This window comes from Enterovirga sp. CN4-39 (assembly GCF_049446235.1).
Lineage (GTDB): Bacteria > Pseudomonadota > Alphaproteobacteria > Rhizobiales > Beijerinckiaceae > Enterovirga.
The window spans coordinates 38,784-62,089 of the sequence record NZ_JBMSEF010000021.1; the positions used below are offsets into that span (position 1 = coordinate 38,784).

The 23,306-nt window shown below is 68.8% G+C and carries 22 protein-coding genes; 16 read left to right on the plus strand and 6 right to left on the minus strand.

The annotated features are described in order from the left end of the window. Nucleotides 1-47: 47 nt before the first annotated feature. Together ACO2SS_RS24460 and ACO2SS_RS24465 are read right to left on the minus strand one after the other, a co-directional pair. Complete coding sequence (locus tag ACO2SS_RS24460) at nt 48-1,037, minus strand: alpha/beta hydrolase (protein WP_423280464.1); 990 nt, start codon at nt 1,035-1,037, stop codon at nt 48-50. Between the two features lie 25 nt (nt 1,038-1,062). Next, nucleotides 1,063-2,688 carry a flavin-containing monooxygenase gene (locus tag ACO2SS_RS24465; RefSeq protein ID WP_423280465.1) on the minus strand — a complete coding sequence of 542 codons (1,626 nt, stop codon included), beginning with the start codon at nt 2,686-2,688 and terminating at the stop codon, nt 1,063-1,065. Nucleotides 2,689-2,860: 172 nt separating this feature from the next. Between ACO2SS_RS24465 and ACO2SS_RS24470 the strand changes: the two genes are divergently transcribed. Further along, entirely contained in the window at nt 2,861-3,778 is a 918-nt protein-coding gene (locus ACO2SS_RS24470) for a LysR family transcriptional regulator (RefSeq protein ID WP_423280466.1), read from the plus strand. A 94-nt stretch (nt 3,779-3,872) separates the two neighbouring features. Next, nucleotides 3,873-4,655: an SDR family NAD(P)-dependent oxidoreductase gene (locus ACO2SS_RS24475; protein ID WP_423280467.1), complete on the plus strand. Its 783-nt coding sequence runs from the start codon at nt 3,873-3,875 to the stop codon at nt 4,653-4,655. A 12-nt stretch (nt 4,656-4,667) separates the two neighbouring features. On the opposite strand, the gene ACO2SS_RS24480 is transcribed toward ACO2SS_RS24475, so the two are convergent. Further along, nucleotides 4,668-5,426, minus strand: a complete 759-nt coding sequence (locus ACO2SS_RS24480) for an SDR family NAD(P)-dependent oxidoreductase (RefSeq protein WP_423280468.1) — start codon at nt 5,424-5,426, stop codon at nt 4,668-4,670. Nucleotides 5,427-5,840: 414 nt separating this feature from the next. Between ACO2SS_RS24480 and ACO2SS_RS24485 the strand changes: the two genes are divergently transcribed. Further along, entirely contained in the window at nt 5,841-6,233 is a 393-nt protein-coding gene (locus ACO2SS_RS24485) for a DUF302 domain-containing protein (protein WP_423280469.1), read from the plus strand. Between the two features lie 33 nt (nt 6,234-6,266). Next, a complete protein-coding gene (locus ACO2SS_RS24490) occupies nt 6,267-7,229 on the plus strand; it encodes a pirin family protein (RefSeq protein ID WP_423280470.1) in 963 nt (320 codons plus the stop codon). Between the two features lie 58 nt (nt 7,230-7,287). Here ACO2SS_RS24490 and ACO2SS_RS24495 read toward each other — a convergent pair whose 3' ends face one another. Further along, nucleotides 7,288-9,240, minus strand: a complete 1,953-nt coding sequence (locus ACO2SS_RS24495; protein WP_423280471.1) for a DNA translocase FtsK — start codon at nt 9,238-9,240, stop codon at nt 7,288-7,290. Nucleotides 9,241-9,761: 521 nt separating this feature from the next. On the opposite strand from ACO2SS_RS24495, the gene ACO2SS_RS24500 reads away from it, so the two are divergent. The 7 genes from ACO2SS_RS24500 to ACO2SS_RS24530 all read left to right on the plus strand — a co-directional run bounded on the left by ACO2SS_RS24500 (nt 9,762) and on the right by ACO2SS_RS24530 (nt 16,560). Continuing rightward, nucleotides 9,762-10,652, plus strand: coding sequence for a LysR family transcriptional regulator (locus tag ACO2SS_RS24500; RefSeq protein ID WP_423280472.1), 891 nt, complete (start codon nt 9,762-9,764; stop codon nt 10,650-10,652). 74 nt (nt 10,653-10,726) lie between these two features. After that, the gene (locus ACO2SS_RS24505; protein WP_423280473.1) at nt 10,727-11,536 is read left to right on the plus strand and encodes a putative hydro-lyase; all 810 of its coding nucleotides are present in this window, start codon (nt 10,727-10,729) and stop codon (nt 11,534-11,536) included. Between the two features lie 34 nt (nt 11,537-11,570). Then, on the plus strand, nt 11,571-12,626 hold the full coding sequence (locus ACO2SS_RS24510; RefSeq protein WP_423280474.1) for a TRAP transporter substrate-binding protein: 1,056 nt from the start codon (nt 11,571-11,573) through the stop codon (nt 12,624-12,626). A gap of 67 nt (nt 12,627-12,693) precedes the next feature. Then, nucleotides 12,694-13,302, plus strand: a complete 609-nt coding sequence (locus ACO2SS_RS24515; RefSeq protein WP_423280475.1) for a TRAP transporter small permease subunit — start codon at nt 12,694-12,696, stop codon at nt 13,300-13,302. A 3-nt stretch (nt 13,303-13,305) separates the two neighbouring features. After that, nucleotides 13,306-14,592 carry a TRAP transporter large permease gene (locus ACO2SS_RS24520; protein WP_423280476.1) on the plus strand — a complete coding sequence of 429 codons (1,287 nt, stop codon included), beginning with the start codon at nt 13,306-13,308 and terminating at the stop codon, nt 14,590-14,592. Between the two features lie 3 nt (nt 14,593-14,595). Beyond that, a complete protein-coding gene (locus tag ACO2SS_RS24525; protein ID WP_423280477.1) occupies nt 14,596-15,273 on the plus strand; it encodes a DUF2848 domain-containing protein in 678 nt (225 codons plus the stop codon). A gap of 3 nt (nt 15,274-15,276) precedes the next feature. Beyond that, entirely contained in the window at nt 15,277-16,560 is a 1,284-nt protein-coding gene (locus tag ACO2SS_RS24530; RefSeq protein ID WP_423280478.1) for an amidase, read from the plus strand. A gap of 25 nt (nt 16,561-16,585) precedes the next feature. Here ACO2SS_RS24530 and ACO2SS_RS24535 read toward each other — a convergent pair whose 3' ends face one another. Together ACO2SS_RS24535 and ACO2SS_RS24540 are read right to left on the minus strand one after the other, a co-directional pair. Continuing rightward, on the minus strand, nt 16,586-17,848 hold the full coding sequence (locus ACO2SS_RS24535; protein ID WP_423280479.1) for a M28 family peptidase: 1,263 nt from the start codon (nt 17,846-17,848) through the stop codon (nt 16,586-16,588). After that, complete coding sequence (locus ACO2SS_RS24540; RefSeq protein WP_423280480.1) at nt 17,845-18,741, minus strand: LysR family transcriptional regulator; 897 nt, start codon at nt 18,739-18,741, stop codon at nt 17,845-17,847. The genes ACO2SS_RS24535 and ACO2SS_RS24540 overlap by 4 nt, the downstream gene beginning before the upstream one ends. Nucleotides 18,742-18,869: 128 nt before the next feature. On the opposite strand from ACO2SS_RS24540, the gene ACO2SS_RS24545 reads away from it, so the two are divergent. Genes ACO2SS_RS24545 through ACO2SS_RS24565 form a run of 5 tightly spaced genes read left to right on the plus strand, consistent with a single transcriptional unit; the run spans nt 18,870 to nt 23,302 of the window. Then, nucleotides 18,870-19,613: an amino acid ABC transporter ATP-binding protein gene (locus ACO2SS_RS24545; protein ID WP_423280507.1), complete on the plus strand. Its 744-nt coding sequence runs from the start codon at nt 18,870-18,872 to the stop codon at nt 19,611-19,613. A gap of 26 nt (nt 19,614-19,639) precedes the next feature. Next, nucleotides 19,640-20,449 (plus strand): ABC transporter substrate-binding protein, encoded by an 810-nt coding sequence (locus tag ACO2SS_RS24550; RefSeq protein ID WP_423280481.1) that lies wholly within the window; start codon nt 19,640-19,642, stop codon nt 20,447-20,449. Nucleotides 20,450-20,461: 12 nt separating this feature from the next. Next, a complete protein-coding gene (locus ACO2SS_RS24555; protein WP_423280482.1) occupies nt 20,462-21,127 on the plus strand; it encodes an amino acid ABC transporter permease in 666 nt (221 codons plus the stop codon). Beyond that, nucleotides 21,114-22,376, plus strand: a complete 1,263-nt coding sequence (locus tag ACO2SS_RS24560) for a M20/M25/M40 family metallo-hydrolase (RefSeq protein WP_423280483.1) — start codon at nt 21,114-21,116, stop codon at nt 22,374-22,376. The genes ACO2SS_RS24555 and ACO2SS_RS24560 overlap by 14 nt, the downstream gene beginning before the upstream one ends. After that, nucleotides 22,373-23,302: an arginase family protein gene (locus ACO2SS_RS24565; protein WP_423280484.1), complete on the plus strand. Its 930-nt coding sequence runs from the start codon at nt 22,373-22,375 to the stop codon at nt 23,300-23,302. Before ACO2SS_RS24560 ends, ACO2SS_RS24565 begins: the two co-directional genes overlap by 4 nt. Nucleotides 23,303-23,306: the final 4 nt, after the last annotated feature.

Consider the following 23,306-nt stretch of genomic DNA (forward strand, 5'->3'; position numbering starts at 1 on the left):
GGGAATCCGGGTCCCTGTCACGAGCCTCTGCGGGCCGTGTCCCTAATCTACTCGGCGGCCTCCCGCTGGCGGGCAGGGCTTCGCGCCGCCGCGACCCGGAAGGCATCGCGGAGCATCGCCCCGACGAAGGCGAGCACGCCCGCGCTCGTCCGGATGGGTTTGGTGAGCGTCAGCATGCCATGCGTCTGGTCGCTCATGTGCAGAAGCGTGACCGGGACGCCCTCCCGCTCGAGCCTCGCCGCGTAGAGGCGTCCCTCGTCACGGAGCGGATCGTGGCCGCAGGTGACGACGAGCGCCGGCGGCGCGCCCGCGAGCGACGCGGCGCGGATGGGGGAGACGCGCCAGTCGGTGCGCTGGTCGGGATCGGGCACGTAATGATCGACGAAGTAGCGCATCGTCGCCGGCGTCACCGTCATCCCGGCGGTCGCCGCCCCGTAGCTGTCGGTCGACATGCCGAGATCGACGGCCGGGTAGAGGAGGGCCTGGTAGAGCGCAGGCGGGAGGGTGCCGTCCCGGCCCATCAGGGCGAGCACGGCCGCAAGGTTGCCTCCAGCGCTGTCGCCCCCGACGGCGATGCGGTTCGGGTCGATCCCGAGCGCGCGCGCCTCCCGTGCCACATGGGAATAGGCGGCGATGCAATCGTCCAGGCCGGCCGGGAAGGGATGCTCCGGGGCGAGCCGATAATCGACCGCGACGACGGCGCAGCGCGCCTCGTTGGCCAGCCGGCAGCAGATCGCGTCATGGGTCTCGAGATTGCCGAGAACCCAGCCGCCGCCGTGAAGGTACAGCAGCCCGGGCAGCGCCTCGGCCTCGTCCGTCCCGAGCGCCCGGTACAGCCGGAGCGGCACGGCTCCGGCCGGTCCCTCGGCTGACAGATCGCGCATGGCGGCGACCTCGTCCCGCGGCTCCTGCACGATCGGCGGGCGGGCCGCATAGGCGGCGCGGCAGACGGCCGGCTCCATGGCCTCGAAGGGGGGCGTGCCGGCCGCGCGCGCGGCCGCGAGCATCGCTTCGACGTCCGGATGGACCGCCGTCATCCTTCGCACTCCGACCCTGTCGCCCTCACCTTAGCGCAAATCCTCTGTATCCGTCCCGCGCGACCTCGCTGCAGATGCCCGCATAGCGGGCCATGCCGCCCGCATAGGGCATGAACACCCGGGGCTTCCCGGGCACGTTGGCGCCCAGGTACCAGGAGCTCGACGCCATCGGCAGCAGCGTCGCGTTCGCGGCTTCGTTGACGTGCGCGACCCAGTTCTCCGCTGCGTCCGGCTTGGCCTCGATGCGCTCCAGGCCCTCCTCGCGCATGTGCCGGATGCACGCGGTGATCCAGTCGACATGCTGCTCGATCGCGATCGGCATGTTGGTCAGGACGGAGGGGCTTCCGGGGCCGGTGATCATGAAGAGGTTCGGGAATCCCGGCGTCTGCAGGCCGAGATAGGTTCGCGGTCCCTCTGCCCAGGCCTTGCGGAGGGGCTGGCCTTCCTCGCCCTCGATGTTCAGGGACAGGAGCGGACCCGTGAGCGCGTCGAAGCCCGTGGCGAAGACGATGATGTCGAGCTCGTATTCGCCCTTCGTCGTGCGGATGCCCCGGGGCGTGATCTCGACGATCGGCTCCTCCTTGAGGTCGACGAGGAGGACGTTGTCGCGGTTGAAGGTCTCGAAGTAGTTCGTGTCGATGGGCGGCCGCTTCGTCGCGAAGCCGTGGTCGCGGGGCGTCAGGCGCTCGGCCACCTCCGGGTCCTTCACGACCTCGCGGATCTTGCGGCGCAGGAAGTCGGAAGCGGTGTCGTTGGCCGCCTGGCTGAGTAGGATGTCGCTGAACGACGCCCGGAAGCGAAGGCCGCCACGGTCCCAGGCCTGCTCGTAGATCGCTTGCCGTTCCTCCTCCGGAACCGACAGGGCACCGCGGGTGGCGACGTCGAAGGGGTGGCCGTTCGTGGCGGATCGGGCCTTTTCCCAGATCTCGGGATAGCTCGCCTTGATCTCGCGGCTTTCCTCGGGGCTCATCGGCCGGTTGCGGGCCGGGATGCTGTAATTCGCGGTGCGCTGGAAGACCGTCAGGTGGCCGGCCTGCTCGGCGATCACGGGAGCGGCCTGGATGCCGGTCGAGCCCGTCCCGATCTGCCCGACGCGCTTGCCTGTGAAGTCGACCCCCTCATGCGGCCAGGCGCCGGTGTGGTACCATTGGCCCGCGAAGGTCTCGAGCCCCGGGATCTTCGGGACGTTGGCGGTCGACAGACAGCCGACGGCCGTGACCAGGAAGCGGGCCTCGAAGCGCTCGCCCGACCTGGTGGCGACGACCCAGAGGTTTCGCGCCTTGTCGAAGCGTGCGCCCGTCACCTCCGTGGAGAGCTGGATGTCGCGCTTCAGGTCGAGCCGCGTGGCGACGAAGTCGAGATAGCGCCGGATCTCGGGGTGCTCCGGATAGCGCTCCGTCCACTCCCACTCCTGCTCGATCTCCTTGTTGAAGGAGTAGCAGTAGTAATAGCTCTCGGAATCGCAGCGCGCGCCCGGATAGCGGTTCCAGTGCCAGGTGCCGCCGATTCCGTCGCCCTTTTCCAGCACCCGGACCCGCAGGCCGAGCTCGTCGCGCAGCTTGTGAAGCTGGTACAAACCCGAAAAGCCGGCGCCGACGATGATCGCGTCGTAAACCTGCACCTCGGCAGGCTGCCTTGCCGCTGCTGCCACGTGGGCCTCCTCCTTTGCTGGAGCTCGTAGCGGTGCTCGCGCGCCGTCGCTCCTTGATCGAGGCCGCGCCTGATGACGGCGCGCCTCAGCTGTTGACCGTGAGGCTAGGGTCTTCTGTCGCGCGCTTCTATGTCGTGCTAGTCAAACCTCCTGTGACGTCGTGGCAAGGGTCATGAACCGCTACGCCGAGATGCTCGTTCTGGTCAGGGCCGTGAAGGACGGGAGCTTCTCGGCTGCCGCACGCAATCTCGGCTGCACGCCGTCCGCCGTCAGCAAGGCGGTCGCCCGGATCGAGGACCGGCTCGGCGTGCTTCTCTTCAGCCGCACGCATCGCGCCATCTCGCTGACTCGGGAAGGGGAGGCGTTCTACGCGGCTGCCCTGGAGGCGATCGCGGCCGTCGAGTCTGCCGATGCGGCCGTGACGGGCGGGCTCATCCCGGAGGACATCCTTCGCGTCCGCGCCATGCCGATCTTCGCCCAGACGGCGCTCGCGCCGCACGTACCGGAATTCTGCAGGCGTCACCCGCGCCTGAAGCTCGAGATCCATCTGCGGATCGATCCGGGTCATCTGCTCGACGACGGCATGGATGTCGCCATCCAGGTCGGGCAACTGAAGGATTCCTCCCTCGTCGCCCGCCGGTTCGCGAGCACGCGCTGGATCATCTGCGCCTCGCCCGCCTACCTCGCCGCCCAGGGAGCGCCCGCGAGCCCGGACGATCTTGCGGCGCATTCCTGCCTGAACTTCATCCCGAGCATCGCGGCCAGCACCTGGCTCGTCGGCGAGGCCGCGCCCGTCAAGGTCGCCTCGCGCGTGACAGCGAACCAGGCCTCCATGCTGATGGAGCTCGCCCGGACCGGGCTCGGGATCGTGCGGCTGACGGAATTGCAGGTGGCCGATGACCTCGCGGCCGGGCGGCTGGTCGAGCTCTTCCCCGAGCACCAGTGCCTGGAGGAGGACCCGATCTTCGCCGTCTACGAGAGCCGCCGGCATCTCAGCGCGCGTGTCAGGACCTTCCTCGACTTCCTGGACGAGACCTTCTCCGAGCCGCCCTGGCGTCACTGGCGCGGGGCGGCCCGGAACCCGCGCTGAACCAGCCCGGGAGCGTTCCCCGGCCCCCGACAGGCTTGACACCGCGCGCCGAAACCCGCGGCATCGCGGCAACAAGATTCACGGGAGGAAACGCATGACGAGGAAGGTGGCCGCCGTCACGGGCGGGGCAAGCGGTATCGGCGAAGCCTGCGCGCGGGAACTCGCCCGGCAGGGGCATCTCGTGGCCGTGCTCGACCGCAACCTCGCGGGCGCGGAGCGCGTGGCGGATGAGATCGGCGGCCGGGCTTATGCGGTCGATGTGGGCGACGAGGCGGATGTCGAGCGCGTGGTGGCCGCGATCGAGAGCGAGCTCGGGCCGGTCGCAGCGCTCGTCAACAGCGCCGGGCTGCTCCAGGTGCCGGTTCGTCCGGCCGAGCTGCCGATGTCCACCTTCGACGAGATCGTCCGGGTCAACCAGCGCGGCCTGTATGTCTGCTGCGTCGCCTTCGGGCACCGGATGGTCGGCCGGCGCGAGGGCGCGATCGTCAACATCGCCTCGATCTCCGGCATGACCTCGATGCCGCTCCACGCCTATTCGCCGACCAAGGCGGCCGCGATCTCCATCACCGAATGCCTCGCGGCCGAGTGGGGGCCCGCCGGGATCCGCATCAATGCGGTGTCGCCCGGCTATACCCTCACGCCCGCCGTCCAGGCCGCGATCGACCGCGGCCAGCGCGATCCGAGCGTGCTGGCACGCTCGTCCGCCCTGCAGCGCTTGATCGACCCCGCGGAGATCGCGACCGCGGCGGCGTTCCTCCTGTCGCCGGCGGCTTCGGCCATCACGGGCATCAACCTCCCGGTCGATGCGGGCCTCCTCTGCGGGGTGACGTGGACCCAATATGGCGGCCTGCGCGAGCCCCGCTCGAACGCCGCCTGAACGGGCGCGGCGCTAGTGCGAGTAGCGCCGTGCTCCGCCGTCCACGTGGATCACCTGGCCGGTGATGTAGCGGGCCCGAGGCGATGCCAGGAAGGCGACGAGACCCGAGAGGTCGTCGGGCTCGCCGATGTAGCCGGCCGGGCAGTTCGCCTCCACCCAGGCCGCCTGGGCTTCGGGAGTGGGAAGAAGGCGGTCGTCGATCTGCTCCGAATGGATCCGGCCTGGCGGGATGCTGTTCACGGTGATCCCGTCCTTCCCGAGGACACGGGACAAGGCCTTCGCCCAGATGTGGACGGCGCCGTTCGGCGCCACGCCGGCATTCATGATGACCGGCTCGTCACCGCCCGTGAGGTTGATGATCCGCCCGAACTTGCGGGCCTGCATGTCGGGCACGACCGCGTGTGCCAGCTCCCGTCCGGCTATGAAGTTGAGGCGCATGGCCTCGTCCCATTCCTCGCGCGTGCCGAGGCCGGTCAGCGGGCGCGAGCCGCCGGCATTGTTCACCAGGATGTCGATCTGCCCGAAGGCGGCCAGCGTCTCCTGCCGGATCCGCGCGGCGGCATCGTCGGTGGTGATGTCCTGGACGATGACGAGAGGGCGCTCGCCGAGTTCCGCCGCGAGCGCGTCGGCGACCCCGTTCAGCCTCTCCGCGCCGCGCGCGACCAGCGCGAGGCGGCACCCCTCACGCCCGAGCTCCTCCGCGATGCCGCGGCCGAGCCCGACGCTCGCGCCCGTGACGATGGCCACCCGCCCCTTCAGCTGAAGGTCCATGCTTGCTTTCCCTCCCGAGGCCGAGACTCGCCGGCCGGATTTCGAACGAGACGTCGTCGCCCACCACGGCACATCGAAGCCGCGCGTGACGCCTTCAATCCGCATCCGGGGCAGAGCGACGGGCCCGGAGCGCCGCCCGAGCGCCGCTTTCGATGACGCGGCGCTCGCTCGTCGTCGAGCACGAGAGGACGCTATCGGCCTCATTCCGTCCCGTGTCGAGGCCAGACGGAATGCCTCCGCGGCTGCGTTTCCTGACTGCCTCCTTTCGGACCGGCCTGGGCTCGGTGCTATCGGTGCCGCAACCGGAGCAGCAGGCGATCCATTGAGGGATGGAGGCGGCTCCTCGCCGAGCGGCCGCCTCTGCATCCTGGACCCGCCGAGTTGAATCCCACGCGCGCAGAAGGGGAGGCACACATGGCCGAGATCGTGAAGCTCGTGAGTGGCTATTCCTTTCCCGAGACCGTCCAGAGGCTCAAATCCGCGCTCGAAGCGAAGGGCTTCAGGATCTTCACGGTCATCGATCAGCGCGAGGCCGCCAGGTCGGTGGGGCTCGACATGCCGCCGACCACGCTGATCATCTATGGCAATCCGAAGGGCGGAACCCCCCTGATGGTGGCCGCGCCGGACTTTGCCATCGAACTGCCGCTCAAGCTGCTGGTGCGCGAGGACCCCGACGGAAAGGCCACCGTAATCTACACGCCCGCCGCTTCCCTTGACGGGCGGCATGGGCTGCCGAAAGGTCTGGCCGAGAGGCTCGGGGCCGCCGAGCCCCTGATCGCGGCCGCCGTCGGCCAGCCGCCCGGCTAGCGCGGCCGGACTTCATCCGCGCGAGGAGGAACCATGAGCTGGACCCCTTGCCCCGACCCGACCCCGGGCGACCGCGCCAGCGCGGATGCGATCGAGCTGCTGATCGTGCCGCGGGCCGTCGATCTCGGAGAGATGGAGGTGCGCCGCGCGCTGCCTTCGCTCAAGCGCCAGATGGTCGGGCCTTTCATCTTCTTCGACCAGATGGGGCCGGCCGAGTTCCTGACCGACCAGGGAATCGACGTGCGCCCGCACCCGCACATCAACCTCGCGACGGTTACCTTCCTGTTCGAGGGCCAGATCCTCCACCGCGACAGCCTCGGGACGGAGAAGGCCATCGAACCCGGTGCCGTGAACTGGATGCGGGCCGGCCGCGGCATCGTCCATTCGGAGCGCACGAGCGCCGAGCGGAAGCATACCGGCCAACGTCTCTTCGGGATTCAAAGCTGGATGGCCCTGCCCGAGGCCCAGGAGGAGAGCGATCCGGCCTTCGTCCATCATGGCGCGCTGGATCTGCCCGTCGTGGATCTCGACGGCATTCGGGCCCGGGTGATCGCGGGCGAGGTCTTGGGCGCGCGCTCGCCGCTCGTCACCCCTTCGGAGACCGTGTACGCGCACTTCAATCTGCGCGCCGGGGCGCGCCTGCCGATCGAGCCCAGCTTCGAGGAGCGCGCCGTCTACACGCTCAAGGGCGAGATCGAGATAGCGGGGGACACGTTCGGGCCGGGCCAGCTTCTCGTCCTGAGGCCGGGCGACCAGATCATCGCCACGGCGGCAGGCGATGCAGAGTTCATGCTGTTCGGCGGCGCACCGATGGGCGGGCCCCGCTTCATCTGGTGGAACTTCGTCTCGTCCCGCCTCGAGCGGATCGAGCAGGCCAAGGAGGAGTGGGCGCAGGGCCGCTTCGACACGGTGCCGGGCGACGCCGAGGAGTTCATCCCGCTCCCGCAGACGAAGGACAAGCCGCGGCGGGCCACGGGGGGCGTCTTCTATCCCTGACGCTCGCTGACGGGCGGCTCGCCTCCCTGGGAAGCGATGCTGCCCGCCTTCGCGGGCCTCAATCGGGGAGACCGTGCCGCCCTTCGCCCCGAAGGATCGCCCGCTTGCCGGCATGGTTGGCGGGGCCGACGATGCCCTCTTTTTCCATCCGCTCCATGATGGAGGCGGCCCGGTTGTAGCCGATGCCGAGCCGGCGCTGGATGTAGGAGGTCGAGGCCTTCTTGTCGCGCAGCACCACCTGGACGGCCTGCTCGTAGGGACCGTTCTCGTCGTCGCCGAACTCGACGCTCTCGCCCTCGACGGGCATATCCTCCGGCAGGGGAGCTGGGCCGCCCGCCTCCTCCTCGTCCGTGACGGCTTCGAGATATTCAGGCCGGCCCTGCGCCTTGAGGTGCGCCACGACCTTCTCGACCTCGCTGTCGGACACGAAGGGCCCGTGCACGCGGGTGATGCGGCCGCCGCCGGCCATGTAGAGCATGTCGCCCTGCCCGAGCAGCTGCTCGGCGCCCATCTCGCCGAGGATGGTCCGCGAATCGATCTTGGACGTGACCTGGAAGGAGATGCGGGTTGGGAAGTTCGCCTTGATGGTGCCCGTGATGACGTCCACGGACGGGCGCTGCGTCGCCATGATGAGATGGATGCCGGCCGCGCGCGCCATCTGGGCGAGACGCTGGATCGCGCCCTCGATGTCCTTGCCGGCCACCATCATCAGGTCGGCCATCTCGTCCACGATCACGACGATGTAGGGGAGCGGCTTCAGCGCGTCCCCGTCCGCCGCCTCGTCGAGGTCGGCATTCTCGCCGCGTTCGATCATCTCGGCGACGCGCCCGTTGAAGCCGTCGATGTTCCGCACGCCGAGGCGCGACATCTTTCGGTAGCGCTCCTCCATCTCGCGCACGGCCCATTTGAGGGCGACGACCGCCTTCTTGGGGTCGGTCACCACGGGCGTGAGGAGGTGCGGGATGCCCTCGTAGACGGAGAGCTCCAGCATCTTCGGGTCCACCATGATCAGGCGGCATTCCTCCGGCGTGTGCGTGTAGAGGAGCGACAGGATCATCGTGTTGATCGCGACCGACTTGCCCGACCCGGTGGTGCCGGCGACGAGCAGGTGCGGCATGCGGGCGAGGTCGGCGATGATCGGCTCGCCCCCGATCGTCTTGCCGAGGGCGACCGCGAGGCGATGCTTGGAGCGGGAGAAATCGGGCGTCTCGAGCAGTTCCCGCAGATAGACGGTCTCGCGCGTCTGGTTCGGCAACTCGATGCCGATGACGTTCCGCCCCGGCACGACGGCAACGCGGGCCGAGACGGCCGACATGGAGCGGGCGATGTCGTTCGACAGCCCGATGACGCGGCTCGACTTGGTGCCGGGCGCCGGCTCCAGTTCGTAGAGCGTGACGACCGGCCCCGGATTGGCGTCGATGATCTCGCCGCGCACCCCGAAATCGTGCAGCGTCTGCTGCAGGGTGACCGAGCTGCGGTCGAGATACTCGGCCGAGGCCTCGTAGGCCGGCTCGTTGACCGTCGGCTCGGTCAGGAGCTCGAGGGGCGGAAACTCGTAGGCGCCCGTCGGCTCGGCCCGGATCCGCTCGGGTGCGGGCGCCGGCAGGCTCGCCGGCGCGGCGGCCATGGGCGGCTTCGGAACGGGGGCGGCGATGCGAGGGGCGGGGCGCTCCACGGGGAGCGCGCAAGGTCCCGCCATGCCGCTGCGCCGCCGCATCGGCCGGAAGGTGAAGCTCGCCTGGAGCGTCACGCCGGCATAGCGGAGGAACGGCATTTCGGGTGCGTCCGGGAGCCGGGCCAGGAACTCGGCCATATCCTCCTCGTCCTCGTCGTCGAACCCATCCGCGAGGACCGGCAGCGCCTCGTCCCGCGCCTCCGGCTCGGCGTCGGCTGGTTCAGGGACGATCGTCGCGGGCAGGCACTCGATCGCGGCTGAAGGAGCGGGGCTCTCCTCGACGTCGGTTTCGGGCTGCGCTTCGGGCATCGCGATGACGCGCCGGGTGCGGCGCACCGGCTCGGCGACGCTTGGGCTTTCCTCGGCCGAGGGATCTGAATCGGCAGCGCCGGTGCGCCGCTTGCGCAGGACGTGATCGGGCGTGCGGGTGAAGCGCGTGTTCGACTCGAGCGTGAACGCCTCGAACCAGGGCGGGAGGTCGGCCGGCCGCGGCTCGATTGCGGATACATCCTCGAGCAGGGGCCCTATCGCCAGGACCGTCGACGGCTCCGGTCGCGAGCTCCCGATTCGCGTTGGAACACCCGCTGCTCTCGGGTTCGCTGACGCTCCATTTCCCTGTTGGGTTTCGCCGGGATGACGGGACCTTCCGGATACGCGCATGACGTCCATGTGATCAAAGAAATGGGGCAGCCAGGCTGCCCTGCTGGCACCCGGCATAGGGAACGGAAGGTTAATGCGTCGTTCGTCGGGGCCGCGGCGCTCGGCCGCCGCGACCCGGACAGGACCTCGGTCCCCAGGCTTGCGAAGTCCGGCCTGGCCGGCTGATGATGGCCCGCCGGGCAGGCGGGGCATCGTCGTTGGAGCTGAGAGAACTCGAGGCGTTCTTCTGGGTGGGAACGCTGCGCAGCTTTTCGCGGGCTGCGGACCGTCTTCGAACCTCCCAGCCAACGATCTCCGCGCGCGTCGCAGCGCTGGAAGCGCACCTCACCGTGAAGCTGCTGGAACGGGGCGGCCGGCGGGTTCGGCTGACGCCGCTCGGAGCGGAGATGCTCGGCTATGCCGAGCGCATGCTCGGGCTCCGGTCGCAGGCCGAGGCGGCGGTGAGCGGGGCGGCAGGGCTTCGCGGCCATGTCCGGCTCGGCACGGCCGAGACGGTGGTCCACACCTGGCTGCCGCATTTCATCCGGGAACTCGAGACGCGCCACCCGCGCCTCAGCCTCGAGCTGACGGTCGACACCACGCCCAACCTGCGCGAGGAACTCGTGCGCGGCGAGCTCGACCTCGCCATCCTGCTCGGGCCGATCTCCGAGCCGACCATGCAGAGCCGGTTGATCTCGACCTACCCGCTGTCGCTGGTGGCGGCGCCGTCGCTCGGCCTCGCAGGGCGGGAACTGACGCTCGCCGACCTCGCGCGCTATCCGCTCATCACCTATTCGCACCGGACCCGCCCGACGATCGCGCTGCGCGAGCTGTTCCGCAACGCGGGCCTGCCGCAGCCGAGGCTGATCGCATCGGCCTCGCTGGCGGCAAATATCCGGCTCGCGGTGGATGGCGTCGGCCCCGCGACGCTGCCCGAGATCCTCGTCGCGGGCGAGATCGCGGAAGGGCGCCTGCATGCCCTCACGGTGGATTTCGAGCTCGCGCCGCTTCGCTTCACGGTCACCCACCCGCGCGCGCCGAGCGATCCGCTCATCGCCGCGGCCGCCGAACTGGCCCGGCAGGTGGCCGCGAACTATCAGGAATCCTGATCGTCTGTCTGCGCCTCCGGCCTATTGATCCCCCTCGAAGCGTAGCTGTTAATCGGCGTGACGGGGACGTGACGATGAACGCCGATGCCTTCGCCCTGACGGGAGAACTCGACGCACCTGCCAAGGTCCGGCAGGCCGCGCGCACGGGGCGCCTCACCGGGCAGACCTCGGGGCTCGCGCCGGGCTTCGTCCAGGCGAACCTCGCCATCCTGCCGGGCGATCTCGCGGCCGATTTCCTCCGCTTCTGCCAGCGCAATCCGAAGCCGTGTCCGCTCATCGGCATGTCGGAGCCGGGCGAGCCGATGCTGCCGGAACTCGGCGCCGATCTCGATATCCGCACCGACCTGCCGCGCTATCGCGTCTGGCGCGACGGCGAGCTCGCGGACGAGGTGGAAGACATCCGCGACCTCTGGCGCGAGGACCTCACGGCGTTCCTGATCGGCTGCTCCTTTTCCTTCGAGGAGGCGCTGCTCGCCGACGGCGTTCCGGTCCGGCACGTCGCGGAAGGGCGCAACGTGCCGATGTACCGGACGAGCATTCCGACCGCGCCGGCAGGGCCGTTCCACGGTCCTCTCGTCGTCTCGATGCGGCCGCTGGAGGCGCCGGATGCGATCCGGGCGATCCAGATCACCTCTCGCCTGCCGGCCGTGCACGGAGCGCCCGTGCATCTCGGCGATCCGTCCCTGATCGGCATCCGTGACGTCGGACGTCCGGATTACGGCGATGCGGTCAGGATCGAGCCGGATGAACTGCCGGTCTTCTGGGCCTGCGGGGTCACGCCCCAGGCCGTCATCGCGGCCGCGAAGCCGCCTTTCGCCATCACGCATGCGCCGGGCTGCATGCTCGTCACGGACCTGAAGAACACGCGCCTTTCCGTCCTCTAGCCAGCAACCAACACACGCGAAGGAGTCCCCCGAGATGAAGCGAGCGACATCGATCCTGGCGGCGGGCTTCGCCGTTTTGCTGGGCGCCGGTGCGGCATCCGCGCAGGATCTGCCGAAGACCAACCTCAAGGTCGTGGGCGCCTGGGGGAACCTGTCGCAATACAAGAACTTTGAGCAGCCCTTCTGGTCGAAGGAGATCGCCGAGAAGTCGAAGGGCGCGATCACGGCGGAGATCACGCCGTTCAACGAGATGGGGCTGAAAGGGGCCGAGATCTTCCGCCTGATGCGGCTCGGCGTCATCGATTTCGGCTCGACGGTGCTCGGCTACGTGGCCGGCGACGATGCCCGCAACGAGGCGATCGACCTGGCCGGCCTGTCGCCGGACATCACGACCGCGCGCAAGATCTCGGATGCCTACAAGCCCGTCTACGACAAGTTCTACCGCGAGAAGTTCGGCATCAAGGTCCTGGGCATCTGGCCGTATCCGGCGCAGGTCCTCTATTGCAACGGCGAGATCAAGAGCCTCGCCGACATCAAGGGCAAGAAGGTCAGGACCGGCAACCGGACGCTGGCGGAATTCGTGGAGGCGCTCGGCGGCACGGGCGTGACGCTCGCCTTCAACGAGGTCGTCCCTGCGCTGCAGAACAAGGTCGTCGATTGCGCGATCACGGGCACCCTCTCCGGCAATTCGGCGAAGTGGACGGAGGTCTCGACCCACATCCACGCGCTCCCGGTCGGCTGGAGCCAGGTGATGTTCGCCGTGAATGCCAAGCGCTGGGACAGCCTCGATCCCAAGGTGCGCGAACTCCTGCAGACGGAGATCACCGGCCTGGAGGACCGTATCTGGAAGGCCACCGATGTCGAGACGCAGCAGGGCTTCGACTGCAACACCGGCAAGGACAGCTGCACGATGGGCACCAAGACCAAGATGACGCTGGTGCCCGTGAGCGAGGCCGACAAGACGCTGCTGACGAAGGTGCTGAACGAAACCGTCGTGCCGAAATGGGCGGCGCGCTGCCCGGGCGATTGCGTGCCGGCCTGGAACGAGAGCGTCGGCAAGATCCTGAACATCCAGGCCAAGGCGAACTGAGCCGCATTCTCCTCGCCGGCCCATCCGGAGCGGGTGGGCCGGCTGGCTTCGCCGGAAGGGCCGACCTGTGACCACGCTTCTCCATCGCTGGATCGGCCTTGCCGATCGGCTCGCCACCTGGGCCGTGCGCATCGCCGGCGCCTTCATGCTCGCCGCGGCGCTGCTGGTCTCGTTCGACGTGCTGGTGCGGAAATTCGCCGGCGTCACGATCGGCGGCGCGGACGAACTGTCCGGCTACGCCTTCGCGGTCGGGACGAGCTGGGCGCTCGCCTTCACGTTGCTCCGGCGCGCGAATGTGCGGGTGGACGCGCTCTATTCCCGGCTTCCCGAACGGGTCGCAGCGGCGCTCGACCTCCTGGCTCTCGTCGCCCTGCTGGTCTTCGTCGGCTATCTCACCTGGCGGGTCACGCTCGTCCTGCAGGATTCGCTGCTCTTCTCCGCCCGCGCGACGACACCGCTCGCGACTCCGCTTTGGATCCCGCAATCGCTCTGGCTGGTCGGCTTCGGGTTGTTCCTCTTCACCATCCTGCCGCTGATCCTGGCCGTCGGCATCGCGCTCGCGAAAGGCGACCGGGCGACGGTGCGCCGTCTTGCGGGCGCCCGGACCCTTGAGGAGGAGGCCGCGGAAGAGAAGAGCCACACGGCGGCCCTGCAACCGCTGGCGGGGGAGCGCTGAGCGATGCTTGGCACCACGCTTCTCGTTCTCGTCGTCCTTCTTGCGCTGGCCATCCCGGTCGCGGCCGCGCTCGGCGTCCTCGGGCTCATCCTCGAGCAGCTCTATTCGACGATGCCCCTCAGCCTCGCGATGGGGGAGGTGGCCTGGTCGGCGAGCCGGGACTTCCTGCTCGTCTCGATCCCGATGTTCATCCTGCTTGGCGAGATCCTCCTCCGCTCCGGCGTTGCCGAACGGATGTACGCGGCGCTGTCCAAGTGGCTGTCCTGGCTCCCGGGCGGCCTGATGCACTCGAATATCGGGGCCTGCGCGGTCTTCGCCGCGACCTCCGGCTCCTCGGTCGCGACGGCCGCAACGGTCGGAACAGTCGCCCTGCCGCTCGTCCGCACCCACGGCTACAACGAGCGTCTCTTTCTCGGCACCCTGGCGGCGGGCGGGACGCTCGGCATCCTGATCCCGCCCTCGATCAACATGATCATCTACGCGGTGCTGACGGATACCTCGATCCCGAAGCTCTACCTTGCCGGCATCATCCCGGGGCTCGGGCTCGCGGCCCTCTTCATGCTCATCGTGGCGATTGCCTGCACCCTCCGTCCCGAATGGGGCGGGAAGCGGCTTCGTGCGAGCTGGGGCGAGCGCCTCGCGAGCCTGCCGCACCTCGTGCCGCCGCTCATCATCTTCCTGGTCGTCGTCGGCTCGATCTATGCCGGCCTCGCAACCCCCACCGAAGCCGCCTCGCTCGGCGTGGTCGCCGCGCTGGTGCTCGCCGCCTTCTACCGCCGCCTCAGCGTGGCGATGCTGATCGAAGTCTTCGAGAACACGATGCGCACGACCGCGATGATCATGCTGATCATCGTGGCGGCCTATTTCCTCAATTTCGTCATCACGGGAATCGGGCTGACGAACCTGATCACCGGCGCCGTCGCGTCTCTGGGCCTGTCCAAGTGGGGCATGCTGGTCGCGATGGTCGTGTTCTACCTCGTGCTCGGCTGCTTCATGGAGACGCTCTCCATGATGATCACGACGATCCCGATCATCGCACCCGTGATGGTGGCGCTCGGCTTCGATCCGATCTGGCTCGGGATCATCATCGTGATCCTCATCGAGGCGGCCCTCATCACCCCGCCGGTCGGCCTGAACCTCTATGTCGTGCAGTCTCTTCGCTCGGGCGGCAGCCTGAACGACGTCATCGCGGGATCGCTTCCCTTCGTGATCGCGATGATTGCGCTGATCGGGCTGCTCGCGATCTTCCCCGGCCTGGCGCTCTGGCTGCCATCCCTCGTGAGAGGCTGAAACATGCTCTTCTTCGATCGCGTGACCAAGACGGGCACGGACAGGATCGGCTTTACGCCGACAGCGCTCATCATCGGCGGCTGGGCCGGCCGGGACGAGGCGGCGATCCACCACCACATCGAGGAGCTCGCGGCGATCGGCGTGCCGCGGCCGTCATCGGTCCCGGTCTTTTATCGCGCCGCGGCCTCGACGCTGGTCCAGGGCGGGCGGCTCGAGGTCCTGGGGCCGGACACCTCCGGCGAAGTCGAGCCGGTCGTCATATCGCTCGCCGATGGCCTGTGGGTCGGGCTGGGTTCCGACCATACCGACCGCAAGGCCGAGACGATGGGGATCGCCCTGTCGAAGCAGCTCTGCGGCAAACCGCTCGGCCCGACGTTGTGGCGCTTCTCGGAGGTCGAGGACCACTGGGACGCTCTCCAACTCCGTGCCTATGCGACGATCGGCGGGGAGCGCGTGCTCTACCAGGAGGGCACGCTCGCTGCCCTGCGCACGCCCACGGACCTGATCGCGCGGCTTCCGGGCGGCGCGCTGGCGACCGGCACGGCCATGTTCGGCGGCACGCTCGGCGCGATCGGCGGCATCCGCCCCGCTTCCCGCTTCGAGATGGAGCTGGAGGATCCGGTGCTTGGCCGGACGATGCGGCACGGCTACGACATCGACGTTCTGCCGGTGGTGTCCTGATTGATGACGAAAACGAGCCGAGACCGTCTGGAGCAAGCGCTCAGCCGAGCCGACCAGCGCGAGCATGTCTTCACCCGCCTGTATCCCGAGGCGGCCCGGGCGGCGGCCGATGCCTCCGATGCGCGCCGGCGGGCCGGGATCAGCCTTGGCCCGCTCGACGGCGCGATCGTCTCGATCAAGGACCTCTTCGACGTCGCGGGCGAAGTGACGCTCGCCGGCTCGCGGGCGCTGCGCAATGCGGCACCCGCCGCGGCCGACGCCGTGATCGTGCGCAGGCTCAGGCAGGCCGGCGCGGTCATCATGGGCCGCACCAACATGGTCGAGTTCGCCTTTTCGGGCCTAGGCCTCAACCCGCATACCGGGACCCCGGGCAATGCCGCCGATCCGAGCCGGATCCCGGGTGGCTCCTCGTCCGGCGCGGGCGTCTCCGTGGCGCTCGGATCGAGCGAAATCGGGATCGGCAGCGATACGGGCGGATCCGTCCGCATCCCGGCCTCGCTGAACGGCATCGTCGGGTTCAAGCCGACAGCCCGGCGCGTGCCGCTCGACGGCGCCTTCCCGCTCTCGTACAGCCTGGATTCGATCGGGCCGCTCGCCAGGAGCGTGGCCGAATGCGCCGCGACCGACGCCGTGATGGCCGGCATCGATCCGCTCCCGCCGGAACCCGCGGAGATCGCCGGTCTGCGCATCGGTGTGCCGCGCGGATTGCTCTTCGGGGAGACGGAGGACGTGGTCGCCGAGGCCTTCGAGGGCACGCTCGAACGGCTCGCCCGCGCGGGGGCGCGGGTCACGGAGCTGCCGCTCGATGACCTCGTCCAGGATATGTCGGCGGCGCTGCCCGGGGCTTCGATCGCCGCCATCGAGGCGGCGGCCATCCATGCCGACCTCCTCGGACCGGGTCGCGAGGATTACGATCCGCGGGTCATCAGCCGCATCCTTCGCGGAGCGGAGATTTCCGCTGCCTCCTACATCAGGACGATGCGGCGCCGGGCCGAGCTGATCGCCGCCATGGACCGCCGGCTGACGGGCGTCGATGCCTTCGCGCTGCCTGCCACGGCCACGACCGCGCCAGCCATCGCGCCGCTCCTGGCGGATGACGACGCATACCATGCCGCAAACCTTCTCGTGCTCCGCAACACGACCGTCGGCAACCTCTTCGACCTCTGCTCGATCTCCTTGCCGATGCCGGGCACACCGAGGCCGGCAGGGTTCATGCTGACCGCCCGCGGCGGCGAGGACGCGCGGCTGCTCTCGATCGCGGCGGCCTGCGAGCGCCTCCTCGGCTGATGTCCGGAGCGACGACCTCCGCAGCCTAACGAAGGCTGTCGGTGCTCGTGAGGGCCCGCCAGGTGACGGCCGCGGCCGCGATGGCGGCCGCGCGGAGTTCGGTCTCGGCGACCTTGTCGCGGGTGTCGGCTGCGGTCAGCACATGCCGGCAGTGGGAAGCAGGGTCGTCGAATCCGGCAACGAGGCGGAGCGCCGGAATGCCGTGTGCGGCGAAATTGGCGTGGTCCGAATTGGCCATGAGCGGCAGGAACGTTCCCACCGGAATGCCGGCTTCCCGGGTGGCCGCCTCGACCAGCTCTGCCACCCGCGGAAAGCCGCTGCAGAGCGCAGTCAGGTTCGGCGAGCCGGCCACGGAATCGAGGTTCACGTTCAGGGCCATCCGGCCCCGCTCGTCCGCCGGGAGCGTGTCGAGGTAGATGCGGGATCCAGTCAGCGCCCATTCCTCGGCGCTGAAGATCGCCACGCGGAGCGATCGCCTGAACTGGCCCGCATGGGGTGCAAGCGCCCGGGCGACCGCGAGCATCACGGCGACCCCGCTCGCATTGTCGATGGCGCTCTCCGCAGGATCATGACCGTCGATATGCGCGCTGAGCACGACGATCTCCGGCCCTCCGCCCGGCACGTCGAACAGGATGGTCTCTGTGGTCTCGGGCCGCTCTTCCGTGGCGATGCGGATCCGGGCGCGCGCATGGCCGGTGGCCGTCCGGGCGAGGCGGGCTGCCGCTTCCGGCGAGATGCCGAGGGCCGGGATGCCGTCCTCGTGCCCGCGGCCGGACGAGCCCGCGACTGCCCGGGTCGGGAGCGGGCCGGCAATCAGGAAGCCGACGGCGCCGGCCCGCTTGGCCCACTCGTATTTCAGACGCCGGTGCAGGTGCCCGGCGGCGAACATGTATTCATGCCGGACGAGCGCGATGCGGCCTGCGAGCTCGGGTGCGAGCGCGGCGAATTCCGCCTCCGTGCCGCGTCCCACGGCCACGACCTCCGCCTCGATGCCCCTGGGCGGCGTCGGAACGCTGCGCAGGAGCGGATAGCAGGCGAGCTCGACCTCCTCGTCGTCCCCGAGCAGATGCAGCGCGGCTTCCTGCGCGCTCCAGCCCTCGTAGGGGGTCGGGATCCGCATTGCGGGCTGCCCGGTCGCAGCCTCGCCGAGCCGGGCGACGAGCCCGAGCGCCCGACGCTCCGAGGGCGTCCCGGCGAGGCGGCCGCCGCAATCGCAAATGGCCTCGAATTCGGGCCGGAGCTGACGATCCGACAGAATGGACGCCGCAAGCGCGTCGGGAAGGCTCATGGACTCGTCTCCAGGAGAAATGGGCGCAGCTGCCGGTCGACCTCCTCCGCGAAGGCGGCGGCGAGCAGCGACAGGCCGCGGGCCGGCTGCAGCATCGCGACCTCGTAGGGAAGCGTCGGCGCGAAGGGGCGGATGCAGAGTGTGTCGGAGGCCGCATTCGCCGCGCTGATCGGATCGGCGAGCGCGATGCCTACGCCCTCGCGGGCGAGATTGATCGAGATCACGAAGAACTCGCAATGCGCGACGATGCGGAGGCGCGAGCCGGCCGCTTCGAAGAGCTCGGCGAGGCGGGGCGTCGTGGCGTGTCCCGGCAGCATGCTGATCATGCCCACGCCGTCGAGCAGCGCCGGGGTCAGCACCTCGTGGCGGGCGAGCGGATGGTCCGAACGCAGGACCATGACGGTGGCGAACCGGTACCGTCGCATCACCTGGTCGCCGGCATGAAAGGGTGGTTCCGCGATGCCTAATTCGAAGGCACGGGCTGCAAGAAGATCACGCACTTCCTGAGACGACCGGTTTCGGAGCGTCAGCGTCACATCGGGTCGGCCCTGGCAAAAGGCCGCCACGATCCGGGGGAGCCAGGTGATGCCGGGGCTCGGGTTCGTCGCGACGGTCAGCGAACCACGCGCCGCCGCCCCGATGGCAGCCGCCGCGTCATCGAGCTGGCCGATTCCCGCAAGCGCCCGCACGGCTTCCGCCTTCAGGAGGGTCGCTTCCGAGGTGGGAACCACGTTCCGTCCCTCTCGGCGGAAAAGGGTGAAGCCGACCGTGCGCTCGAGCCGGGACAGGGCGGCGCTGACGGCAGGTTGAGTGATGCCGAGCGCCCTCGCTGCGCCGGTCAGCGAACCGTGCTCGATCACGGCGACGAAGATCTCGACTTGGCGCAAATCCATAAACGCCGATTATGCACACGCCCGGCGCCACGTAGAGGGCGAAATTTGGGCATGACACTCGTAAGCCACCGTTTAGAATGGCAGTCATCAGAAACAGTGATGGATCTATGGGAAACCCTTCCAGGCCGATCCTCGAAGCGAAGGCGATCGGCAAGAGCTTCGGCCAGACCCGCGTTCTGGACGCGGTCGATCTCGAGTTGCGCGAGCGGGACGTGCTGTGCGTGATCGGGCCGAGCGGGTCCGGCAAGACGACGCTTCTTCGCTGCATGGCGCTGCTGACGGAGCCGAGCGAGGGCTCCATCGCGATGCGCGACCAGGTCGTCTCGCGGCCGCGCCCCGATCGGGCCGTCGCCCGTGCCGCCCGCTCCGTGCGGGCCGAGATCGGGATGGTGTTTCAGCACTTCAATCTGTGGCCGCACATGACGGTACTGCAGAACGTCATCGAAGCGCCGGTGAGGGTTCGGAGAGTAGCTCGGGACGAGGCCATCACGCTGGCCGAGGTGCTCCTTGGAAAGGTCGGCCTCGCCGATAAGCGCGACGTCTACCCCGCCCGTCTTTCCGGCGGGCAGCAGCAGCGGGTTGCGATCGCCCGCGCGCTGGCGATGCGGCCCGCCGTGCTTCTCTTCGACGAGCCGACCAGTGCGCTCGATCCCGAATTGCGGCGCGAGGTGCTCCTCGTGATGCGCGACCTCGCGGCGGAGGGCATGACCATGATGATCGTGACCCACGAGATGGGCTTCGCCGAGAAGGTCGGGAACCGGGTCGTCTTCATGGATGGCGGCCGCATCGTCGAGGAAGGCGAGCCGCGTGCCTTCTTCCAGGCACCAGGCACCGAACGCGCGCAGCGCTTCCTGGCTCAGTTCGAAGACTAATTCACCGGAATCACACGGAGAGGACGATGAAGAAGCATATCGCGGGTCTTGTTGCCGGAGCCCTGTCCATTGCCGGCCTGCTCGGTGCCGCCGAGCCGGCCGCGGCGCAGCAGACGCAGTCACGGCTGCACGAAATCACCAAGGCGGGGAAGATCCGGGTCTGCACCTGGCCGACTTACTACTCCATCTCCTTCCGCAATCCCTCGACGGGCCAGCTCGAAGGCATCGATGCCGACCTGATGAAGGAACTCGCCAACGACATGGGCGTGAAGCTCGAAGTCGTCGAGACCGGCTTCGGCACGTTCATCGCCGACCTCCAGGCCAACAAGTGCGATATCGGCATGTTCGGCGTCGGCGCGACGATGAAGCGGGCCCAGGCCGTCGAGTTCTCGAAGCCCTATCTCGTCACCAACGTCTACGCCGTCATCAAGGAAGGCGGCCCGATCAAGCAGTGGAGCGATGTCGACAAGAAGGGCATCACGGCCGTCGTGACGCTCGGCTCCTACATCGAGCCCTTCATGCGCGGCTACCTGAAGAACGCGACGCTGACCGCCGTCTCGCCGCCTGCCACCAGCCAGGCCGAGCTGATGTCGAACCGCGCCGACGTGATCATGAGCGACTTCCCGACCGCCCTGCGCATGCAGAAGGAGTTTCCCGGGGTCACCTATCTGCTCCCGCCGGAGAAGCTCGCCGTGACCCCCTACGCCTATGTCGTGGCGCCGGGCGACCAGATGTGGCTGAACTACGTCAACCTGTTCGTCGACACCATCAAGCTCGACGGGCGCCTCGCGAAGTTCGCCGAGAAGAACGGCCTCGGGCCGATCGTCGCCCCCTAAGCATCTCCATCCATGAACACCTATCAGTTTCGCTGGGATATCATCCCAGCGAACCTCCCGTTCCTGCTGTCGGGGGTCCAGACGACCCTCATCATCTCGGGGCTGACGCTCGTCTTCGCGACGCTCGGGGGACTTGTGCTGGCCGTCCTGGCCGGCTCGAGGCTCTGGCCGCTCCGGGCCGTTGCCAATGCGTTCGGCGAGGTCATCCGCAACACGCCTATCCTGGTCCAGCTCCTCTGGGTTTATTACGTGCTGCCGATCCTGCTCGGCATCCGGATGGACGCCTTCACGGCATCCGTTCTCGGGCTCTCGATCTATTCCTCCGCCTTCATCGCCGAAGCTTTCCGTGCGGGTATCCAGGCCGTGCCGGTCGGTCATCGTGAAGCCGCGCAGGTGCTCGGCCTGACCCCGGGCCAGAGCTTCGTGCGCATCGTCATGCCCCAGGCGGTCCGCCTCATCCTGCCGCCCCTCGCAGCGAATTTCGTGCAGCTGATCAAGTATTCGTCCCTTGCCGCTGTCATCTCGGTGGGAGAGGTGACGCGCCGCGGGATGGAGCTGTCGTCCTCCACCTTCCGTCCGCTCGAGATCTTCACCTTCATCGCCGTGATCTACTTCATCATCTGCTGGCCGCTCACGCAGTCGATCCGGATCTGGGAGCGCCGCCTTGCTGCACGTTGAGGATCACGCAAACCGCGGAGCGATAGGCGAGAGCCGCCGCGACGCGGTTCTGGCCATCGCGCGCCGGCTGATCGCGGCGGCGTCGCCCAACCCTCCGGGCGACACGCATGAGGTCGCCGAGGTTGCGGCCGACTGCATTCGGGAGAGCATCCCGACCGCCGAGGTGACGCTGCATCGCACCTCCGACATCGTGACCAACGTGGTCGTGCGTGTTCGCGGGCGCGGTCCCGGCAAGCGCGTCGTGTTCAACGGCCATCTCGACACCTACCCGCTGGGTGATCTCTCCGCCTGGACGACGGACCCGGCCGGCGAAGTCCGTGGCTCGCGCCTCTACGGCCGCGGGAGCGCGGACATGAAGGGCGGGATCGCGGCCAGCATGGTGGCGCTCGCGGCCCTTGCCGATCATGCCGACAGCTGGTCCGGCGAAGCCGTCCTGACCTTGGGCGGCGACGAGGAGAGCATGGGGCCGCTCGGCACCAAGTGGCTGATGGACAACGTGCCCTATGCCGTCGGCGACGCCGTCATCATCGGGGATGCGGGTTCGCCCAGCGTCCTGCGCTTCGGCGAGAAGGGCTTCATCTGGATCGAGATCACGGCGAGCGGCCGTCCGGCACATGGCGCGCACGTCCATCTCGGGGACAATGCGATCGACCGGCTTCGCAAGGCGCTCGACCGGCTCGAGGGAGCTTTCGGCGCGCTCTCGGTGAAGGCTCCGGCGGCAGTCACGGAGGCGATCGCGCGGTCGAAGGCCATTTCCGAGCCCCTCGCGGGTAGTGGCGAAGCCGAGACGCTCGGGCGGCTCACGGTGAATATCGGGACGATCTCGGGCGGGATCTCGCCGAACCTCGTGCCGGCCGACGCGAAGGCGGCGGCCGATATCCGCATTCCGGTCGGGCTGTCGCTGGAGGCCGTCGAGGAGGCGCTTGCCTCCGCTCTCGACGGTCCCGGCATCGCCTACAGCGTCCAACGCCGGTTCGCGCCGAGCTTCACGCCGCCCGACCATCGGCTCGTCCGCTCCTGCGCGGCCGCGGCGGAGCGGGTCCTCGGCACCCCGGTGGCGGTGAACATGCGGGTCGGCGGCTCCGACTCGCGCTGGTTCCGCATGGCGGACCTGCCGACGATCGTTTACGGGCCGACCCCGCACGGCATGGGCGGACCGGACGAGTATGTCGAGATCGACGAACTCGACCAGGTCGCGCGCGTCCACGCGCTGACCGCCCTCGACATTCTGACAGCCCAGGAAGCATGACGGCATCCCACTTCCACCCACCCGAGACCTTCATGGGCGTCCCGGCCGGGATGCCCGGGCCAGGCAACCGTGTGGCCATTCTCGGCGTCCCCTTCGATTGCGGCACGCACCCCTTCCGGGTCGGCTCGCGGCAGGGGCCGGCCCATGTGCGGCGCCAATCCGGCCTGATCCGGCGCTACCATCCCTCGCTCGCCGACATCGACGTGCCGGCCGTGCTCGGGGCGGTGGATTGTGGCGACGTCATCCTCACGCCCGGCCGCATCGACGACGCGCTGCCTCGCATCGAGGCGGCGGCTGGTGCGGTGCTCGATGCGGGTGCGGTCCCGATCGGGATCGGCGGCGACGGCTCCGTCTCGCTCGGCCTGATGCGGGCTGCGGGCAAGCGCTATCCCGGGCTCGTGGCGCTCCACGTCGACAGCCACACGGACGCATATCCTTACGAGCCCGACGACCAGTACAACGCGGCGACGCAGTTCACGAACGCCGCCGAGGAGGGCTGCGTCGACGCCTCCCGGTCATGGCATGTCGGCGTGCGCGGCTTCACCTATTGCGGCGGTGTCCTCGACCACGCATCCCATCTCGGCTTTCGCGTGGTCACGGCCGAAACGCTCGTTCGGCGCGGTTTCGCGCAGACTATGGCCGAATTCCGGGACGCCGTGCGTGACCGGCCGCTCTACCTCTGCTGGGACATGGACGTCTTCGATCCCTCGGTCGCGCCCGGCGTGTGCACGCCTACCTGGGGCGGGCTGACGGCGAGGGAGGGGATCGAGCTCATTCGCACGCTGACCGATCTGAACATCGTGGCGATGGACTTCAACACGGTCAGCCCGCCGCAGGACATCAACGACATGGCGGCCCATCTGTGCGCGCACATGATCATGGAGGGCATGATGCTGTTGACGCGGCAGTTCGGCCTCTTGGCCTAGCCGG

Excerpts from the sequence above, each read along its gene's own strand:
- ACO2SS_RS24565 (WP_423280484.1), top strand. The coding sequence starts at position 22,373 with ATGACGGCATCCCACTTCCACCCACCCGAGACCTTCATGGGCGTCCCG.
- ACO2SS_RS24460 (WP_423280464.1), bottom strand. The coding sequence starts at position 1,037 with ATGACGGCGGTCCATCCGGACGTCGAAGCGATGCTCGCGGCCGCGCGC.
- ACO2SS_RS24520 (WP_423280476.1), top strand. The coding sequence starts at position 13,306 with ATGCTTGGCACCACGCTTCTCGTTCTCGTCGTCCTTCTTGCGCTGGCC.
- ACO2SS_RS24530 (WP_423280478.1), top strand. The coding sequence starts at position 15,277 with ATGACGAAAACGAGCCGAGACCGTCTGGAGCAAGCGCTCAGCCGAGCC.
- ACO2SS_RS24525 (WP_423280477.1), top strand. The coding sequence starts at position 14,596 with ATGCTCTTCTTCGATCGCGTGACCAAGACGGGCACGGACAGGATCGGC.
- ACO2SS_RS24535 (WP_423280479.1), bottom strand. The coding sequence starts at position 17,848 with ATGAGCCTTCCCGACGCGCTTGCGGCGTCCATTCTGTCGGATCGTCAG.
- ACO2SS_RS24475 (WP_423280467.1), top strand. The coding sequence starts at position 3,873 with ATGACGAGGAAGGTGGCCGCCGTCACGGGCGGGGCAAGCGGTATCGGC.
- ACO2SS_RS24510 (WP_423280474.1), top strand. The coding sequence starts at position 11,571 with ATGAAGCGAGCGACATCGATCCTGGCGGCGGGCTTCGCCGTTTTGCTG.
- ACO2SS_RS24490 (WP_423280470.1), top strand. The coding sequence starts at position 6,267 with ATGAGCTGGACCCCTTGCCCCGACCCGACCCCGGGCGACCGCGCCAGC.
- ACO2SS_RS24555 (WP_423280482.1), top strand. The coding sequence starts at position 20,462 with ATGAACACCTATCAGTTTCGCTGGGATATCATCCCAGCGAACCTCCCG.
- ACO2SS_RS24485 (WP_423280469.1), top strand. The coding sequence starts at position 5,841 with ATGGCCGAGATCGTGAAGCTCGTGAGTGGCTATTCCTTTCCCGAGACC.
- ACO2SS_RS24550 (WP_423280481.1), top strand. The coding sequence starts at position 19,640 with ATGAAGAAGCATATCGCGGGTCTTGTTGCCGGAGCCCTGTCCATTGCC.
- ACO2SS_RS24505 (WP_423280473.1), top strand. The coding sequence starts at position 10,727 with ATGAACGCCGATGCCTTCGCCCTGACGGGAGAACTCGACGCACCTGCC.
- ACO2SS_RS24540 (WP_423280480.1), bottom strand. The coding sequence starts at position 18,741 with ATGGATTTGCGCCAAGTCGAGATCTTCGTCGCCGTGATCGAGCACGGT.
- ACO2SS_RS24480 (WP_423280468.1), bottom strand. The coding sequence starts at position 5,426 with ATGGACCTTCAGCTGAAGGGGCGGGTGGCCATCGTCACGGGCGCGAGC.
- ACO2SS_RS24470 (WP_423280466.1), top strand. The coding sequence starts at position 2,861 with ATGAACCGCTACGCCGAGATGCTCGTTCTGGTCAGGGCCGTGAAGGAC.